Raw genomic sequence first — 18,334 nt, forward strand, 5'->3', positions numbered from 1 at the left:
GAATGCTGATCTGGCTTGTAGAACTGGCGGACAAAGTCCAATTTTTCAACCTGTTCCGGTACATCACCTTCAGGACGGGTGCAGCTCTGTTCACCTCGGCGCTGATCGTCTTCCTGTTCGGACCGATGATCATTGCATCGCTCCGCCTGCGCCAGGGCAAGGGACAGCCGATCCGTGCCGATGGGCCGCAGACCCATTTCAAGAAGGCCGGCACGCCGACCATGGGCGGGCTGATGATTCTCGCCGGCATCGTCGGCGGATCGCTGCTCTGGGCCGATCTTTCGAACGTCTACGTGGTGGCGACCCTGCTCGTCACGCTGGGTTTCGGCGCAATCGGCTTTTATGACGACTATCTGAAAGTCACCAAGCAGACCGACAAGGGGTTTTCCGGCAAGGCGCGTCTCGGCATCGAGTTCGTGATCGCCGGGATCGCCGTCTTCTTCATGATGCGGGTGGCGCTGGCGACCGGTCAGTCGGGCAATCCGACGCTCGGCACCTCGGTCGCCTTCCCGTTCTTCAAGGACCTGTTCATCAATCTCGGCATCTTCTTCGTCCTGTTCGGCGGTTTCGTCATCGTTGCCGCCGGCAATGCGGTGAACCTGACAGACGGACTTGATGGGCTGGCGATCGGGCCTGTCATGATCGCCGCGGCCTCGTTTGGCGTCATTGCCTATCTTGCCGGTAACTCGGTGTTTGCGGGATATCTGCAGATCAATTTCGTGCCCGGCACCGGTGAGCTTGCCGTCATTCTGGGAGCGGTGATCGGGGCGGGTCTCGGCTTTCTCTGGTTCAACGCGCCGCCGGCGGCCATCTTCATGGGCGATACCGGATCGCTGGCGCTCGGCGGCCTGATCGGCTCCGTTGCCGTCGCCACCAAGCACGAGATCGTCATGGCGATCATCGGCGGCCTGTTCGTGATGGAGACACTGTCGGTGATCATCCAGGTCGGCTTCTTCAAGATGACCGGCCGGCGCGTCTTCCTGATGGCGCCGATCCACCACCATTTCGAAAAGCTCGGCTGGACGGAAAGCCAGGTGGTGATCCGCTTCTGGATCATCGCGGTCGGCCTTGCCATGCTCGGCCTTTCGACGCTCAAGCTACGGTGATACGGCGATGATCGCGGTCACCACATTCAAGGACAAGCCGGTCGCGCTGTTCGGGCTCGGCGGCTCCGGATTGGCCACGGCCAGGGCCTTGGTCGCCGGCGGCGCGAAGGTGATCGCCTGGGACGACAATCCCGACAGCGTCGCCAAGGCTACGGCCGAGGGGATTTCGACCGCCGACCTCCGCGGTATCGACTGGTCTGCCCAAGCCGCCTTCGTGCTGTCGCCGGGTGTGCCGCTGACCCATCCGAAACCCCATTGGAGCGTCGACCTTGCGCGCGCCGCCGGCGTCGAGATCATCGGTGATGTCGAGCTTTTCGTGCGCGAGCGCCGGGCGCATGCGCCGGATTGCCCGTTCATCGCGATTACCGGCACCAACGGCAAATCGACGACCACGGCGCTGATCGCTCATATCCTGAAATCGAGCGGCCGCGACACCCAGCTCGGCGGCAATATCGGCACTGCGATCCTGACGCTCGATCCGCCGAAGTCCGAGCGCTATTTCGTCGTCGAATGCTCGTCCTACCAGATCGATTTGGCGCCGACGCTCAACCCCACGGCGGGCATCCTGCTCAACCTGACGCCCGATCATCTCGATCGCCACGGCACCATGCAGCATTACGCCGACGTCAAGGAACGGCTGGTCGCCGGCAGCCGGACCGCCGTGATCGGCGTCGACGATTCGTTCTGCGCCCTCATCGCCGACCGCGTCGGACGGGCCGGTGTCGCGGTGCGCCGGATTTCCAAGCGGGTCGTCGTTGCCGATGGCCTCTATGCCGAAGGCAGCCGGATCATCGAGGCGCATGGCGGCGCGACGTCGCTGCTCGTCGATCTCGACGGCATCCAGACGCTCAAGGGCAGCCACAACGCCCAGAACGCGGCGGCGGCCATCGCAGCCTGCCTGGCGGTCGGCGTATCGAAGGACGAGATCCGCGCGGGGCTGAGATCCTTCCCGGGCCTGAAGCACCGGATGCAGCCGGTCGGGCGCCGAACCCAGGTGGTGTTCGTCAACGATTCGAAGGCGACCAATGCGGATGCGGCAGCGCCCGCGCTCTCCAGCTACGACCGGATCTACTGGATTGCCGGCGGCCTGCCGAAGGAGGGCGGCATAGTCAGCCTCGCTCCACTCTTCCCGCGTATCGTCAAGGCCTATCTGATCGGAGAAGCCGCGCCGGCATTCGCGGCGACACTCGGCGAGGCGGTGCCCTACGAAATTTCGGGCACGCTCGAAAAGGCGGTCGCGCATGCCGCAGCGGATGCAGGAGCCGACACGACACCGTCCGCGGTGATGCTGTCGCCAGCCTGCGCCAGCTTCGATCAGTTCAAGAATTTCGAGGTTCGCGGCGATGCCTTTGTCGGCCATGTCGCAAGCCTCGACGGCGTCACGATGTTGGTCGATTTAGATTGATCGAGACGGAAAAGGGGAACGACAGATGGTAAGCCGCGCAGACCGTGGGCCGCTCGCAGACTGGTTCTGGACGATCGACCGTTTCTTCCTCGTCGCCTTCGTATTGCTGATGGGCGTCGGTTTCATGCTCTCCTTCGCGGCATCGCCGGCGGTGGCCGAGCGTATCGGTCTCAACAGCTTCCACTTCGTCGAGCGTCACGCGCTGTTCCTGCTGCCGTCGCTGGTGGTGATGATCGGCCTCTCCTTCCTGACGCCGCGGCAGGTGCGCCGCACCGCTATCGTCCTTTTGATCATCGCGCTGGCGCTGATGGTGCTGGCGCTGTTCTTCGGCGTCGAGGTCAAGGGATCGCGGCGCTGGATCGGCGTCGGCATGTTCTCTATCCAGCCGTCGGAATTCATGAAGCCGGCCTTCGTGGTCGTCTGCGCCTGGCTGTTTGCCGAGCACGCGCGCCAGCCGGAAATCCCCGGAAATCTCTTCGCCATCATCCTGTTCGGCATCGTCGCGGCGCTGCTCGTCGCCCAGCCTGACCTTGGCCAGACCATTTTGACCAGCGTCGTCTGGGGCGGCATGTTCTTCATGGCCGGCATGCCCTGGCTGTGGATCGTCATGCTCGGCGGCGTCGGTGCCGGCGGCATCGTCACCGCCTATTACATGCTGCCGCACGTGACCGCCCGTTTCGACAAGTTCTTGACCGGTGAGGGCGACCGTTTCCAGATCGAGACGGCGCACGAAGCGATCCTGCAGGGCGGTTGGTTCGGACAGGGGCCGGGCGAGGGCATCGTCAAGCGCATCCTGCCGGACAGCCACACGGACTTCGTGTTCTCCGTTGCAGCGGAAGAATTCGGCATTATCTTCTGTATGGCACTGGTGGCGATCTTCGCCTTCATCGTGCTGCGCGGCCTGAACCACGCCTTCAAGGAGCGCAATGACTTCAACCGGTTTGCGGTCGCTGGCCTCGTGCTGCAGATCGGCATGCAGTCGCTCATCAATATCGGCGTCAATCTCGAACTCATGCCGGCCAAGGGCATGACGCTCCCCTTGATCTCCTATGGCGGCTCCTCGATGATCGCGATCTGCATCACTGCAGGCTTCATCCTGGCGCTGACCCGCCATCGTCCGGAGAAGCGAGCGCAGGAGCGGAGCCTGTTCCGGGTCGCCCAGGGCGTACCCGCGGAGTAAAAGTCCAATGACCAAGGGCATCATATTGCTAGCCGCCGGGGGAACCGGCGGTCATGTGTTTCCGGCAGAAGCGCTGGGACACGAACTGAAGGAGCGCGGTTATTCCGTGCATCTCGTCACCGACAGCCGGGCCGAGCGCTACGCCGGCACGTTTCCGGCCGATGAAATCCATGTCGTACCGTCCGCCACTTTCGGATCCAAGAACCCGATCGCGCTCGCCCGTACCGGCTGGAAGCTGTGGACGGGACTGCGGGCCGCTCGCCGCTTGATCGGCCGCCTGAAGCCGCTCGCCGTCGTCGGTTTCGGCGGCTACCCGACTGTGCCGCCGCTGATGGCCTCGACCGCCATGGGCGTGCCGACGATGATCCACGAACAGAACGCGGTGATGGGCCGCGCCAACAAGGCGCTGGCCGCCAAGGTCCAGGCGATCGCCGGTGGCTTCCTGCCCGAGAGCGGCGGACCCTATGCGGACAAGACCGTGACGACCGGCAACCCGGTGCGTCCGGCCGTGCTTGCGGCCTCCAATGTTCCCTATGTCGCGTCCCGTGGCGATGATCCATTCCGTCTGGTCGTCTTCGGCGGCAGCCAGGGCGCGCAGTTCTTCTCCTCGGCCGTGCCGACGGCGCTCAGCCTGCTCGACCAGGCCGAGCGTGATCGCGTCGTGGTTACCCAGCAGGCGCGTCCGGAAGACAAGGATCGTGTCAGTTCCTGCTTTGCCAAGCTCAAGGCACCCGCCGATATTTCCTCCTTCTTTTCGGACATGGCCGAACGGCTTGCCACCGCACATCTCGTCATCTGCCGCTCCGGCGCCTCGACGGTGTCGGAAATTGCGGTGATCGGCCGGCCGGCCATTCTCGTGCCTTACCCGCATGCTCTGGATCACGACCAGGCAGCCAATGCCGAGGCGCTGGTGGCGACCGGCGGCGCGAAGGTCGTGCAGCAGTCGGATCTGTCGCCGGAAAAGCTTGCCGCGATCATTTCGGGTGCGATGAAGGACCCGGATAAACTCGAAAGAATGGCAGCGGCTGCCGAGTCCGCCGGACGGCCGAATGCAACCGGCAAGCTTGCGGATCTGGTCGTGGCGATCGCGGAGCGGAAATCGATTTCGGAATTTAAGGGAGTGCGTGCATGAAGATGCCGAAGGCCATAGGGCTCGTTCATTTCATCGGCATCGGCGGTATCGGCATGAGCGGTATCGCCGAGGTGCTGCATAATCTCGGCCACAAGGTCCAGGGATCCGACCAGGCCGACGGCGCCAATGTCCAGCGCCTGCGCGACAAGGGCATCCCGGTCTTCGTCGGCCACCAGGCCGAGAATATCGGCGATTCCGAGGTGGTCGTCGTCTCGACCGCGATCAAGAAGAACAATCCGGAACTGATGGCCGCGCGCGAAAAATCGCTGCCGATCGTCCGCCGCGCCGAAATGCTCGCCGAGCTGATGCGCTTCCGCAACGCGATCGCCATCGGTGGCACGCATGGCAAGACGACCACGACCTCGATGGTCGCGGCGCTGCTAGAGGCCGGTAATCTCGATCCGACCGTCATCAACGGCGGCATCATCAACGCCTACGGCACCAATGCCCGCATGGGCGAGGGTGAGTGGATGGTGGTCGAGGCCGACGAATCGGACGGCACTTTCCTGAAGCTGCCCGCCGACGTCGCCGTCGTCACCAATATCGATCCCGAACATCTCGACCATTACGGCAATTTCGACGCCGTTCGTGCCGCCTTCCGGCAGTTCGTCGAAAACGTGCCGTTCTATGGGTTCGGCGTGCTCTGCCTCGACCATCCGGAAGTGCAGGCTCTGGTCAGTCGCATCGAGGATCGCAAGATCGTCACCTATGGCGAAAACCCGCAGGCGGATGCGCGTTTCTCGAATGTGCGGATGGAAGGCACCAAATCGATCTTCGACGTGGAAATCCGTCGCCGCCGCACCGGCCGTGTTTTCCAGTTCAAGGACCTGGCTCTGCCGATGCCCGGTCGCCACAACATTTCCAATGCCACCGCCGCGATCGCGGTCGCCAACCGGCTCGGCATTTCGGAAGAGGATATCCGCAAGGGGCTCGCCAACTTCAGCGGCGTCAAGCGTCGCTTCACGCTGACGGGCACCTGGAATGGGGTTTCGATCTTCGACGACTACGGTCACCATCCAGTGGAGATCAAGGCCGTGCTGCGGGCAGCCCGCGAATCGTGCCAGGGCCGCATCATCGCGGTGCACCAGCCGCATCGTTACACGCGCCTGTCGAGCCTCTTCGAGGATTTCGCCAATTGCTTCAACGATGCCGACAGCATCATACTGGCGCCGGTCTACGCCGCCGGCGAGGAAGCGATCGACGGGGCCAATTCGGAAGCGCTGGTTTCGCGCATCCGTTCGGGCGGCCATCGCGACGCTAGATACATGGCATCGCCGACGGAACTCGCTTCGATTGTATCGGGCATTGCGAAACCGGGTGATTTCGTGGTTCTTCTGGGGGCGGGCAATATCACGCAGTGGGCTGCGGCATTGCCGAAGGAACTGGAAAGCATATCGGGACAGTAGGAAATGAAACAGGTGAACGGGGAAAAGCTTCTGGCGTCGCTGGGGGATGACGTCAACAAACTGCGCGGAAGGCTGACGCCGGATGCGCCGATGGATCGCGTCACCTGGTTCCAGGCCGGCGGCCTCGCCGAACTGATGTTCCAGCCCCATGACGTCGACGACCTCGTGACTTTCCTGCAGATCCTGCCGGAAGACGTGCCGCTGACGGTAGTCGGCGTCGGTTCGAACCTGCTCGTCCGCGACGGAGGCATTCCAGGCGTCGTTCTGCGCCTCTCGGCCAAGGGTTTCGGCGGGGTCGATCTCGTTGGCGACAACCGTATCAAGGCCGGTGCGATCTGCCCCGACAAGCACATTGCCGCGATGGCGATGGACAACGGCATCGGCGGTTTCGCCTTCTATTACGGCATCCCCGGCTCGATCGGCGGAGCCCTGCGCATGAATGCCGGCGCGAATGGCGGCGAGACGGCCGAGCGCGTCATCGAGGTGCATGCCGTCGACCGCAAGGGTGGCACGCATGTCTTCTCGACTGCCGAGATGGGCTACAGCTATCGCCATTCCTCGGTTCCGGCGGACATGATCTTTACCCACGCGGTCTTCGAAGGATATCCCGAGGAGCGGGCAAAGATCCGCGCCGAGATGGATGCCGTGCGTCAGCATCGCGAGACGGTGCAGCCGATCAAGGAAAAGACCGGCGGTTCGACCTTCAAGAACCCGGAAGGCCATTCCGCCTGGAAGCTGATCGACGAGGCAGGCTGCCGCGGGTTGGTCAGCGGCGGCGCGCAGATGTCGTCGCTGCATTGCAATTTCATGATCAATATCGGCTACGCCAGCGGTTATGACCTCGAATATCTCGGCGAGACCATCCGCCAGCGGGTTTTCGAACATTCCAGCATCAAGCTCGAATGGGAAATCAAGCGCCTCGGCATCTTCATGCCTGGCCGCGAGGTGAGGCCGTTCCAGGGCATGACGAGCGAATGACGGGAGCCGTCCAGGGTGAGGCGAATGCCTTCCCGTGGCGAGTTATCTTGTAAATTTAAAGCGTTGCAGCGGTCATCTCGTGTTTTGATTCAGTTGGATAGCACCGGTGCAACCTTGGATGTTTCACGAGTTGCTTATTCATTGAGCATTCATGAGAATATATTGCATAATATCCTTGTTTGAATGAGAGTCGCGCCTGGACCGGCAGGGTGCCGGGGGCACGAGCAGGGGGATATCCAATGTTCAAAAAATTAGCGGCCGAGTTTTTCGGCACTTTCTGGCTTGTCTTCGGTGGATGCGGCAGCGCGGTTCTGGCGGCTGCATTTCCGGATCTCGGTATCGGCTTCGTCGGCGTTGCGCTCGCATTCGGCCTGACGGTGCTGACCATGGCTTATGCGGTCGGCGGTATTTCCGGCGGGCACTTCAATCCGGCGGTATCGGTGGGACTGACGGTGGCGGGCAGGTTCCCGGCATCAAGCCTGCTGCCTTATGTCATCGCTCAGGTGGTAGGGGCGGTCGTTGCAGCCCTGGTTCTCTATCTCATCGCTTCCGGCAAGGCTGGTTTCCAGCTCGGCGGCTTTGCGTCCAACGGCTATGGCGAGCATTCGCCCGGCGGTTATTCGTTGACCGCGGCGCTGTTGATAGAGCTGGTTCTCACCGGTTTCTTCATCTTCATCATTCTCGGCGCGACCGGGCCGAAGGCGCCGGCAGGCTTTGCTCCGATCGCAATCGGCCTTGCGCTGACGCTGATCCATCTGATCTCGATCCCGGTCACCAACACATCCGTCAACCCGGCCCGTTCGACCGGCGTGGCGCTGATCGTCGGGGACTGGGCTCTCGGGCAGCTTTGGCTCTTCTGGGTTGCACCGATCGTGGGCGCCGTCCTGGGCGCGCTGGCCTGGAAGCTGGTGGACGATTCGGAAGCGCGGGTCGCGGCCTGATCTGAAGAAAAACGGCGCATTCCGCCGAGATGAAAAAGCCCGCAAAGCTGACCGCTTCGCGGGCTTTTCCGTGGCGCAGACCTCAAGAATCGCCTGTCGATTCGAGCGACTTGGCGGTCATTTCAGCGCCGTTCCGAATGTTGCCGCAAACTGCGCGTTAACATTCCGGGATTCGATTTTTCCTTTGTTTTCATGCTTTTGGCTACCCGGGTTAATCAAGGTAAACGGTTTGTTAACTATATTCGGGCACCAATGCAGGCATGCCTAACGTCCGGCGGGAATCGTCAGAGAGCAGGTTGGCGCAAGCGCCGTACTTTTGAATTGTAGTCCTTTTTGACTGGAGTGATTGATGAGCGACAAGCACGTGGCTGTTTTGATGGGAGGGTTTTCCTCCGAGCGGCCTGTCAGCCTGTCCTCGGGCACTGCCTGTGCGGATGCTCTCGAAGGCGAAGGCTACCGCGTCACCCGCGTCGATGTCGGCCGGGATGTGGCGGCCGTCCTCTCTGAGCTTCGGCCGGACGTCGCCTTCAACGCTTTGCATGGGCCTTTCGGCGAGGACGGGACGATCCAGGGCATTCTCGAATATCTTGAAATTCCCTATACCCATTCCGGCGTGCTCGCGTCTGCGCTCGCCATGGACAAGCATCAGGCCAAGCATGTCGCCAAGGCGGCCGGCATTCCGGTCGCCGAAGCCAAGGCGATGAGCCGGTTCGATATCGGCAATGCCCATCCGATGAAGCCGCCTTACGTGGTGAAGCCGGTTCGCGAAGGGTCGTCCTTCGGTGTCGTGATCGTCCAGGAAAACCAGTCGCATCCGCCGCAGATCATCGGCTCGTCCGAGTGGCGCTACGGCGATCGGGTTCTGGTCGAGCGGTATGTCTATGGCCGCGAGCTCACCTGCGGCGTGATGGGCGATGTGGCGCTTGGGGTTACCGAAGTGGTGCCGCTCAGCCACGCTTTTTACGATTACGACGCGAAATATGCGGAAGGTGGTTCGAAACACGTCATACCTGCGCAAATTTCACCGAATATTTACCAAAAGATTCAAACACTAGCGCTCAAGGCGCATCAGGCGATGGGCTGCCGTGGCGTCAGTCGCTCCGACTTTCGCTACGACGACCGCTTCTCCGAGAACGGCGAGGTCATCTGGCTGGAAATCAATACGCAGCCGGGCATGACCCCGACCTCACTGGTGCCCGAAATGGCCGGCCATGCCGGCCACTCATTTGGTGAACTCGTCCGTTGGATGGTGGAGGACGCTACGTGTTTGCGTTGATCGGCAGAAAGGCGGGTGGACCGCGCGGCCGTTCTCAGGCTCTTTATCTCGGTGCCGAGGAGCGCCGGGTTCTTCCTCGTCCGCTGCGCCGGGTTTTCCGTTTCTGCGTCAGCCTCGCCACCGGCCGCATCCATATTCCGCCTCATACCGGAACCGTGTCGGCTGCAGGCTTCTTCGCTGCCGTCGGTCTCTACGGCATGTCGCTCGGCGGTCACGGCCAGGCTGTCGCGCAGGCGACCACGGCGGCTGTCGGCTTTGCGATCGAAGACGTTCGTGTCTCGGGCAATGACCAGACCTCCGAAATCGACATCCTGCAGCTTCTCGGGCTCGACGGCACGACGTCGCTCGTCGCTCTCGATATCGATTCGGCCCGCCGCAAGCTCTCGGCGCTCCCCTGGGTCCAGTATGCGGAAGTCCGCAAGATCTACCCGAGAACGATCGAGGTGATGCTGAAAGAGCGTCAGGCCTTCGGTATCTGGCAGCACGGTTCCGAACTCTCGCTGATCGAAAAGAACGGCAGCGTGATTGCGCCGCTTCGCGACAACAAGTTCGCTTCCCTGCCGCTCTTCGTCGGGCGCGACGCCGAGGCGGCGGCGGCCTCTTTCGAGGACGCCCTGTCGGGCTGGCCGGAGCTGAAGAACCGGGTGAAGGCCTATGTCCGCATCGCCGGCCGCCGCTGGGATCTGCATCTCGACAACGGCATCGTGCTGAAGTTGCCGGAAGGTAATGTCACCAAGGCGCTTGCCATGCTCGCCAAGCTCGAAAAGGATCAGGGCGTGCTGGAGCGTGACGTCGCCGCCGTCGATCTTCGGCTTGAGGATCGCACCACTGTTCAGCTCACCCCTGGCGCTCTGGATCGCCGCAGGGAAGCGCTCGACGCACGATCAAAGGCCCTGAAGAAACTGGGAGAGCAGTCTTGAGCGTATTCGGTTCCTCCCATTTCGGCCTGCCGCGCATGAAGCCGCTGTCTTCCAAGCGCAGCCATGTCGTTTCGGTCCTGGATATCGGCTCGACCAAGGTGGTCTGCATGATCGCCCGGCTGACGCCGCGTCAGGAAAGCCAGGTCCTGCCGGGCCGCACCCACAATATCGAGATCATCGGCATCGGCCACCAGCGCTCGCGCGGTGTAAAGTCCGGCGTGATCGGCGATCTGGATGCCGCGGAAAGCGTCGTTCGTCTGGCGGTCGATGCCGCCGAGCGTATGGCCGGGCTTACCGTCGACAGCCTGATCGTCAATGTGTCCGCCGGCCGCATCACCAGCGACGTCTATACCGCGACGATCGATCTCGGCGGCCAGGAAGTGGAAGAGGCCGATCTCAAGAAGGTTCTGATCGCGGCAAGCCAGCAGTCGCTGCGCCAGGACCGCGCCATCCTTCATTCACTGCCCACCGGCTTCTCGCTCGACGGCGAGCGCGGTATCCGTGATCCGCTGGCGATGTTCGGCGATACGCTCGGCGTCGACATGCATGTGGTCGCAGCCGAACGCGCCACGCTGAAGAACCTCGAACTCTGCATCAACCGCGCCCACCTCTCGGTCGAGGGCATGGTGGCGACGCCCTATGCCAGCGGCCTGGCAGCCCTCGTCGACGACGAAGTCGAGCTCGGCTGCGCCGCGATCGACATGGGCGGCGGCACGACGACGATCTCGGTTTTCGCCGAAGGCAAGCTCGTTCATACGGATGCGATCAGCCTTGGCGGCCATCACGTCACGACCGACCTTGCCCGCGGGCTTTCCACCCGTATCGAGGATGCGGAGCGGATGAAGGTCGTGCACGGTTCGGCGCTCGCCAACGGGTCCGACGAACGCGACGTGATCTCCGTCCCGCCGATCGGCGAGGACGACCGCGACCAGCCGACTCAGGTGCCGCGCTCGCTGGTCACCCGGATCGTACAGGCCCGTATCGAAGAGACGCTGGAACTCATCCGCGACCGCATCCAGAAGTCGGGTTTCAGCCCGATCGTCGGCAAGCGCGTCGTGCTGACCGGCGGTGCCAGTCAGCTCACCGGCCTTTCGGAAACGGCGCGCCGGATCCTCGCGCGCAACGTCCGGATCGGCCGCCCGATGGGTGTCTCCGGCCTGCCGACGGCAGCCAAGGGACCGGCGTTTTCGACGGCGGTCGGCCTGATGATCTATCCGCAGGTCGCGGATTTGGAAACACACGCTTCGCAGAGCGGCCTGATGGCCTCGCTGGGAAGCGGCAATGGCCGGCTGGCCCGCGTCGGTCAGTGGTTGAAGGAAAGTTTTTGATGTGAGGGGCTCGCCCGCCCGCATCGGAGCAAAGTTGCAATGAATTGGCCGGCGGCGATGCGGCCAGAAAAAGAAGGAACTGGTGCAATGACCATCAAGCTGCAAAAGCCTGATATCACCGAGTTGAAGCCTCGGATTACCGTGTTTGGCGTCGGTGGCGGCGGCGGTAACGCCGTCAACAACATGATCACCGCCGGCCTCGAGGGCGTCGACTTCGTCGTCGCCAATACCGATGCCCAGGCGCTGACCATGACCAAGGCCGAGCGCATCATACAGATGGGCGCCCGGGTCACCGAAGGTCTCGGCGCCGGTTCGCAGCCGGAAGTCGGCCGCGCCGCCGCGGAAGAATGCCTCGACGAGATCGTCGATCACCTGCACGGCACACACATGTGCTTCGTCACCGCCGGCATGGGCGGCGGCACCGGCACGGGTGCAGCCCCGGTCGTCGCGCAGGCAGCCCGCTCGAAGGGTATCCTGACGGTCGGCGTCGTCACTAAGCCGTTCCACTTCGAAGGCCAGCGCCGCATGCGCCTTGCCGAGATGGGTATCCAGGAACTGCAGAAGTCGGTCGACACGCTGATCGTCATTCCGAACCAGAACCTCTTCCGCATCGCCAACGACAAGACGACCTTCGCCGACGCATTCGCGATGGCCGACCAGGTTCTCTATTCGGGCGTCGCCTGCATTACCGACCTGATGGTCAAGGAAGGCCTGATCAACCTCGACTTCGCCGACGTCCGCTCGGTGATGCGCGAGATGGGCCGCGCGATGATGGGCACCGGCGAAGCATCCGGCCCGGGCCGCGCCATGCAGGCCGCCGAAGCCGCGATCGCCAATCCGCTGCTCGACGAGACCTCGATGAAGGGCGCTCAGGGCCTGCTAATCTCGATCACCGGTGGTCGCGACCTGACGCTGTTCGAAGTCGACGAAGCCGCGACCCGCATCCGCGAAGAAGTCGATCCGGATGCGAACATCATCCTCGGCGCGACCTTCGACGAAGCGCTCGAAGGCCTGATCCGCGTATCGGTCGTGGCGACCGGCATCGATCGTGCCGCCGGCTCGGTCGACATTCGCGCCGCCGAGATGCGCGCTGCCGCAAGGCCGATCATCCGTCCGTCGGCAGCGATTGCTCCGGCTCCCGTTGCCGCCCAGCCGGCTCCGGTCATGCAGGCCGCTCCGGCTCCGAGGCCGGCTGTCGACCCGATCGCCGAAACGATCCGCATGGCGGAAGCCGAGATGGAACGGGAACTGGCGATCGCAGAACCGCAGCACCAGTATGCGGCTCCAGTACCCCAGCCGGTCGCTCCGCAGCCGGTCATGCAGCAGCAGGAAGAGTTCCGTCCGCAGAGCCGCATCTTCGGTGCTGCTCCGGCCGAAGCACCGGCTCCGGTCATGAGCCGGCCGGCTCCTGCACCGCAACCGGCACCGGTTCACCAGCACGCACAGCCGCAGCCTGCTCCGATGATGAGCCAGCCCGCTCCTCGCCCGGCACAGCCGGTCTATCGCGAGCCGATGGCACCTTCGATGTCGCAGGTGGTGCAGCCGGTTCGCATGCCGAAGGTCGAGGATTTTCCGCCGGTCGTGAAGGCCGAGATGGATCACCGCGCCCAGCCGGTGAGCCATGTGCAGGAAGAACGCGGCCCGATGGGTCTTCTGAAGCGGATCACCAACTCGCTTGGTCGCCGCGAAGAGGAAGAGCCCGCTCACGTCGAGCCGGCCGCACCGGCTCCGGCCCCGCAGCAGCGTCGTCCGCTGTCGGCGGAAGCAAGCCTCTATGCACCGCGCCGCGGCAATCTCGACGATCATGGACGTGCAGTTCCGCAGGCCCATCACGAGGAAGACCAGCTCGAAATTCCGGCCTTCCTCCGCCGTCAATCGAACTGAGTTAAAGACGGTCACGAAACGTGAAGAAGGCCCGGATCACGCATCCGGGCCTTCAGGCGTTTTATCAATCAGGACGCAGAGTTAACAACGTAACAATCCGAAATGAACAGTGATTTGGATTGTGCCAAACGGCTGCGTATGAAGGACGCTAAGGGACGCCAAAAGAGATCGACCGATTCAGGCGATCGGTCCGGCTGGCGCTAAAGAATATCGGATCCTTCTGCTTTACGGATCCGGCGACAAGAAGGCAGCAGGAATGACTATCGGACTGTTCGGTTTCCAGACCACCATCGCCTCCCCGGTAACACTGAAGGGGATTGGCGTTCATTCCGGAGCTCCTGTCAGCCTTACTTTTCAACCGGCCGAAGCTGGTACCGGCGTGATCTTCACGCGCCTTCTGGACGATGGCAGTTCGGTTGAATATCGCGCCGTTTCCTCGCAGGTCGGCAACACCGATCTCTGCACCGTTCTCGGCACTTCACTTTCCCGCGCCGTCGCGACGATCGAACACGTGATGGCCGCGCTCTACGCGCTCGGTGTCGACAATATCATGGTCGAAGTCGATAGCGGCGAAATGCCGATCATGGACGGCAGCTCCTATCCTTTCATCGAAGCCATCGAACAGGTCGGCATCGTCAATCTTGGCATCAAGCGCCGTTATATCCGCGTCCTGAAGCCGGTCCGCATCGACTCCGGCGCTTGCTGGTCGGAATTCCGGCCCTATGACGGCACTCGCTTCGAGGTGGAGATCGACTTCTCGTCGCCGCTGATCGGCCGCCAGAGCTGGAAAGGCGACCTGACCGCCGAGACCTTCAAGCAGGAACTCTCCCGCGCCCGCACCTTCGGTTTCATGCGCGACGTGGAGCGTCTCTGGGCTGCCGGCTACGCACTCGGCTCCTCGCTGGAAAATTCGGTCGTCATCTCGGACGACGACACGATCGTCAATGTCGAGGGCCTTCGCTACAAGGATGAATTCGTCCGCCACAAGACGCTCGATGCCGTCGGCGATCTGGCGCTTGCCGGCGCCCAGTTCATCGGCTGCTACCGGTCCTATCGCGGCGGCCACAAGATGAATGCCAATGCGTTGAAGGCGCTGATGAGCGATCCGACGGCTTATGAGGTCGTCGAGGCTCCGTCGTCGCGTGCGGCCCGAGTAAGGGCACGGGAGTTCGTACCGGTCAACGTGCCGGAACTGACATCCTGGTTCGCCTGAGTAAATTGATCCAGTCGACTCGGCCGCTTCCCCGGAAGCGGCCTTTTTCTTTTGGGAGACTGTTTCGATTTAACCTTGAAATGCCGTATTGCAGCGACGTGCCACAAAAATGCATTAATGCCGCAGCATTGCGTTGCTCTCCCTTTGCTTTTATGGCTAGAACGGCCTGCTTAGGCGGCGGGCTTATCAGGCGCGGGACGATCAGGAATTGTCGAATGAACCATGTAAGGTCTGTTGGAATGCGTAAGACGGCGAGAGTAGCGCTTGTGTCGCTGGTGCTGGCCGGCGCCGGCTTTGGCGTGACCGCCTGCCAGTCGGATCCCGATATCGACATCACCAAGCTCGGTCTCGAAACGGATTCGCCGGAGACGCTCTACAACCAGGGCCTCGCCAACATGAAGGCCGGCAACCTTGCCGAAGCTGGCCGCAAGTTCGATGCGATCGACCGCCAGAATCCCTTCACCGAATGGGGCCGCAAGGCGCTCGTCATGAGCACATTCACCAAGTACCGGCTCGGCCGCAACGACGAGGCGGTGGCCACCGGCAACCGCTACATGAGCCAATATCCGCAATCGCAGGATTCGGCCTATGTCCAGTATCTCGTCGGCCTCGCTTACTCCAAGCAGATCGCCGACGTGACCCAGGACCAGCGCGCTGCCGTGCGCACCATCGATGCGATGAACAAGGTCGTAACCAATTATCCGAGTTCGGAATATGTCGAGGATGCGCAGGCGAAGATCCGCTTTGCGCGCGATCAGCTCGCCGGCAAGGAAATGCAGATCGGCCGCTATTATCTGGAGCGCAAGGAATACCTTGCCGCGATCCAGCGTTTCCGCAACGTGGTCGAGCAGTATCCCAACACCAACCAGGTGGAAGAGGCGTTGGCGCGTCTGACCGAAGCCTATTATGCGATGGGCATTACGGAAGAGGCGCAGACCGCTGCCGCGGTCCTCGGGCGCAATTATCCAGACAGCCAGTGGTATGCGGATTCCTTCAAGCTGCTGAAAGGCAACGGCGTCGAACCGCGCGAAAATCGCGGTTCGTGGATTTCCCGCGCCGGGGCCAAGCTGATCGGCGCTTAAGGTCTGAGACATGCTGATCCAGTTGTCGATCCGCGATATCGTTCTGATCGAGCGGCTGGATCTTGCCTTCGAGACCGGCCTTTCGGTGCTAACCGGCGAAACCGGCGCCGGCAAATCGATTTTGCTCGACAGTCTTTCGCTGGCGCTCGGCGGCCGTGGTGACGGCGGCCTGGTGCGCCATGGCGAGGACAAGGGCCAGGTGACGGCCGTCTTCGACGTATCCGGCAGCCACGGTGCCCGAAAACTCCTGCGCGACAACGGCATCGACGACGACGGCGATCTGATCTTCCGCCGCATCCAGTCGGCCGATGGGCGCACACGCGCCTCGATCAACGACCAGCCAGTCAGCGTGCAGCTGATGCGCCAGGCCGGCCAGCTTCTGGTCGAGATCCACGGACAGCACGACGACCGGGCGCTGATCGACACCGACGCGCACCGCACGCTGCTCGACGCCTTCACGGGCTTAAGCGACGAGGTGCTGCAGCTTTCCGCCCTTTATCGCTCCTGGAAGGACGCGGATCGGGCCTTCAAGACCCATCGCGCCAGGGTCGAGGCCGCGGCGCGCGAAGCAGACTATATCCGCGCCTCTGTGGAAGAACTCGAAGCGCTCTCGCCGCGCGATGGCGAGGAGGACGAGCTTGCCGAACAGCGCTCGCGCATGCAGAAGTCCGAACGCATCGCCGGCGACATTTCCGAGGCCTCCGAATTCCTCAATGGCAATGCATCGCCCGTTCCGCTGATCGCCTCGCTGGTCCGGCGCCTGGAGCGCAAGAGCCACGAGGCGCCAGGCCTGCTCGAAGAAACCGTCGAGCTTCTCGATCAGGCGCTCAACTACCTCTCCAATGCCCAGATGGAAGTCGAGGCGGCGCTGAGGCGCACCGAATTCGACCCACGCGAACTGGAGCGGGTCGAGGAGCGACTGTTTGGGCTCAGAGCCGCCGGCCGCAAATATTCAATCCCGGTCGCCGACCTGCCGGTGCTTGCCGAAAAGATGATATCGGACCTTGCCGATCTCGATGCCGGCGAGGAGAAGCTCGCCGAGCTGGAAAAGCTGACTGCCGCTGCCAAGGCCGCCTACGATCGGGCCGCCGCGATCCTGTCCGAGAAGCGCCGGCATGGCGCCGAGGCGCTGGCCGAAGCCGTGATGGCGGAGCTGCCGGCGCTGAAGCTAGAACGGGCCCGCTTCATGGTCGATGTGGCGAGCGATCCGGAAGCGGCGAGCGCCGAAGGCATCGATACCATCGAGTTCCACGTCCAGACCAATCCCGGCACGCGTCCGGGCCCGATCATGAAGGTCGCTTCGGGCGGCGAGCTATCGCGTTTCCTCCTGGCGCTCAAGGTGGCGCTCGCCGATCGAGGCTCGGCTCCGACGCTGGTCTTTGACGAAATCGATACCGGGGTCGGCGGTGCCGTCGCCGATGCGATCGGCCAGCGGCTGAAACGGCTGTCGGACAAGGTGCAGGTGCTGTCCGTCACCCATGCGCCGCAGGTGGCCGCGCGTGCCGCAACGCATCTGCTGATCTCCAAGGGACCGGCCGGCGAGGGCACCGACAAGATCGCCACCCGCGTCGCCACCATGGAGCCGGAACACCGCACCGAAGAGATCGCCCGCATGCTCGCCGGCGCATCGGTGACCGACGAGGCGAGGGCGGCGGCCAAGCGCCTGCTGGCGGGCAACGGCTGACCGGAATGTAATCCCGTCGGCGTACCGACCTCCCGCTGCTTTCCAATGAAAAAGCGCGTCCGGGGTTTAAGCTGCCTTCGAGATATCCGAAATGTCGATATGGACGTCGGCATAGGGAAAGATGACGCCGTCTTCAGCCCTATCGAGAAGCCCGATCTTAATCAGTGCTGCAATGTCGGCATGAACGGGGCGGAAGTCGCGTTTTACGAGCCGGGACACTTCCCGCATCGTCATGCCGCCCTTGTCTTTCATGGCCGCCAAAATGGCAACCCGGTTGGGGGTCAGGGCTGTGTGCAGGGCTTCCCATGTCGGAAAGCTGTAGATCGGCTCTCCGAGATGTCGGCCGGCTTCGAAGTCGGCGATGATGTCATCTTGCGATGCAATATTGATTCTAAGAGTTTTCATCGGCCTCCATCCTTTCGACTTCTGCGAAGAAATCCCGCAACAAAGTCGATACGTTTCGAAATGAATACGGTGCCTCGACGGCACCGATATGCCTGTGATCTCCCTTTCCAGCCTCGTTGTCGTATCGCATGACGCAAACGTCATCGACCACATAGGCCAGCCGATATTTGTAATTGTGTGCGCTGCCTTTGAGCGGTGCCGGCACTTCGAAAACAGAGAGATCCACGAATGATCGTAGCGTGCGTTCCTGCCGTCTTTTCAACAGGAGTTTTGCGTTTGCCATGATGACCTCAATAGCATCAACTGGTGATGACTTCAATAGCATCACCAGTCTCCAACGTTTCTTGGCGCCTTGCGATGGGTGATCCTCTTCCCCTTGGGGAAATTTGCGCTA

The 18,334-nt window shown here is 62.5% G+C and carries 16 protein-coding genes; 14 read left to right on the forward strand and 2 right to left on the reverse strand.

What is annotated here, in order from left to right:
- Positions 1-2 precede the first annotated feature (2 nt).
- From mraY to recN, 14 genes are all read left to right on the forward strand, one after another.
- Positions 3-1,106, forward strand: a complete 1,104-nt coding sequence (gene mraY, locus AC1DLT_RS13860; RefSeq protein WP_038543541.1) for a phospho-N-acetylmuramoyl-pentapeptide-transferase — start codon at positions 3-5, stop codon at positions 1,104-1,106.
- A gap of 7 nt (positions 1,107-1,113) precedes the next feature.
- Entirely contained in the window at positions 1,114-2,511 is a 1,398-nt protein-coding gene (gene murD / locus AC1DLT_RS13865; protein WP_477487099.1) for a UDP-N-acetylmuramoyl-L-alanine--D-glutamate ligase, read from the forward strand.
- Positions 2,512-2,536: 25 nt separating this feature from the next.
- On the forward strand, positions 2,537-3,691 hold the full coding sequence (gene ftsW / locus AC1DLT_RS13870; RefSeq protein WP_038543537.1) for a putative lipid II flippase FtsW: 1,155 nt from the start codon (positions 2,537-2,539) through the stop codon (positions 3,689-3,691).
- A 7-nt stretch (positions 3,692-3,698) separates the two neighbouring features.
- On the forward strand, positions 3,699-4,823 hold the full coding sequence (gene murG, locus AC1DLT_RS13875) for an undecaprenyldiphospho-muramoylpentapeptide beta-N-acetylglucosaminyltransferase (protein WP_477487100.1): 1,125 nt from the start codon (positions 3,699-3,701) through the stop codon (positions 4,821-4,823).
- Entirely contained in the window at positions 4,820-6,229 is a 1,410-nt protein-coding gene (gene murC / locus AC1DLT_RS13880; RefSeq protein ID WP_247037095.1) for a UDP-N-acetylmuramate--L-alanine ligase, read from the forward strand. Before murG ends, murC begins: the two co-directional genes overlap by 4 nt.
- 3 nt (positions 6,230-6,232) lie before the next feature.
- Positions 6,233-7,207, forward strand: a complete 975-nt coding sequence (gene murB, locus AC1DLT_RS13885) for a UDP-N-acetylmuramate dehydrogenase (RefSeq protein WP_477487101.1) — start codon at positions 6,233-6,235, stop codon at positions 7,205-7,207.
- A gap of 239 nt (positions 7,208-7,446) precedes the next feature.
- Positions 7,447-8,148: an aquaporin Z gene (gene aqpZ, locus AC1DLT_RS13890; RefSeq protein ID WP_038543530.1), complete on the forward strand. Its 702-nt coding sequence runs from the start codon at positions 7,447-7,449 to the stop codon at positions 8,146-8,148.
- 349 nt (positions 8,149-8,497) lie between these two features.
- Entirely contained in the window at positions 8,498-9,424 is a 927-nt protein-coding gene (locus AC1DLT_RS13895) for a D-alanine--D-alanine ligase (RefSeq protein ID WP_247138447.1), read from the forward strand.
- Complete coding sequence (locus tag AC1DLT_RS13900; protein ID WP_477487102.1) at positions 9,412-10,344, forward strand: cell division protein FtsQ/DivIB; 933 nt, start codon at positions 9,412-9,414, stop codon at positions 10,342-10,344. The genes AC1DLT_RS13895 and AC1DLT_RS13900 overlap by 13 nt, the downstream gene beginning before the upstream one ends.
- Positions 10,341-11,672, forward strand: a complete 1,332-nt coding sequence (ftsA, locus tag AC1DLT_RS13905) for a cell division protein FtsA (protein ID WP_477487103.1) — start codon at positions 10,341-10,343, stop codon at positions 11,670-11,672. Before AC1DLT_RS13900 ends, ftsA begins: the two co-directional genes overlap by 4 nt.
- 87 nt (positions 11,673-11,759) lie before the next feature.
- Positions 11,760-13,556 (forward strand): cell division protein FtsZ, encoded by a 1,797-nt coding sequence (gene ftsZ / locus AC1DLT_RS13910; RefSeq protein ID WP_477487104.1) that lies wholly within the window; start codon positions 11,760-11,762, stop codon positions 13,554-13,556.
- 256 nt (positions 13,557-13,812) lie between these two features.
- The gene (gene lpxC / locus AC1DLT_RS13915; protein ID WP_038587576.1) at positions 13,813-14,769 is read left to right on the forward strand and encodes a UDP-3-O-acyl-N-acetylglucosamine deacetylase; all 957 of its coding nucleotides are present in this window, start codon (positions 13,813-13,815) and stop codon (positions 14,767-14,769) included.
- A gap of 239 nt (positions 14,770-15,008) precedes the next feature.
- Positions 15,009-15,851 carry an outer membrane protein assembly factor BamD gene (locus AC1DLT_RS13920; protein WP_477487105.1) on the forward strand — a complete coding sequence of 281 codons (843 nt, stop codon included), beginning with the start codon at positions 15,009-15,011 and terminating at the stop codon, positions 15,849-15,851.
- A 10-nt stretch (positions 15,852-15,861) separates the two neighbouring features.
- Positions 15,862-17,535 carry a DNA repair protein RecN gene (recN, locus tag AC1DLT_RS13925; protein ID WP_477487106.1) on the forward strand — a complete coding sequence of 558 codons (1,674 nt, stop codon included), beginning with the start codon at positions 15,862-15,864 and terminating at the stop codon, positions 17,533-17,535.
- A 66-nt stretch (positions 17,536-17,601) separates the two neighbouring features.
- Here recN and AC1DLT_RS13930 read toward each other — a convergent pair whose 3' ends face one another.
- The gene (locus AC1DLT_RS13930; protein ID WP_105424298.1) at positions 17,602-17,940 is read right to left on the reverse strand and encodes an HVO_A0114 family putative DNA-binding protein; all 339 of its coding nucleotides are present in this window, start codon (positions 17,938-17,940) and stop codon (positions 17,602-17,604) included.
- Positions 17,927-18,265 (reverse strand): toxin-antitoxin system TumE family protein, encoded by a 339-nt coding sequence (locus AC1DLT_RS13935; protein WP_371681886.1) that lies wholly within the window; start codon positions 18,263-18,265, stop codon positions 17,927-17,929. The genes AC1DLT_RS13930 and AC1DLT_RS13935 overlap by 14 nt, the downstream gene beginning before the upstream one ends.
- Positions 18,266-18,334 lie beyond the last annotated feature (69 nt).

It is taken from the genome of Neorhizobium sp. 05N33 (assembly GCF_056397445.1).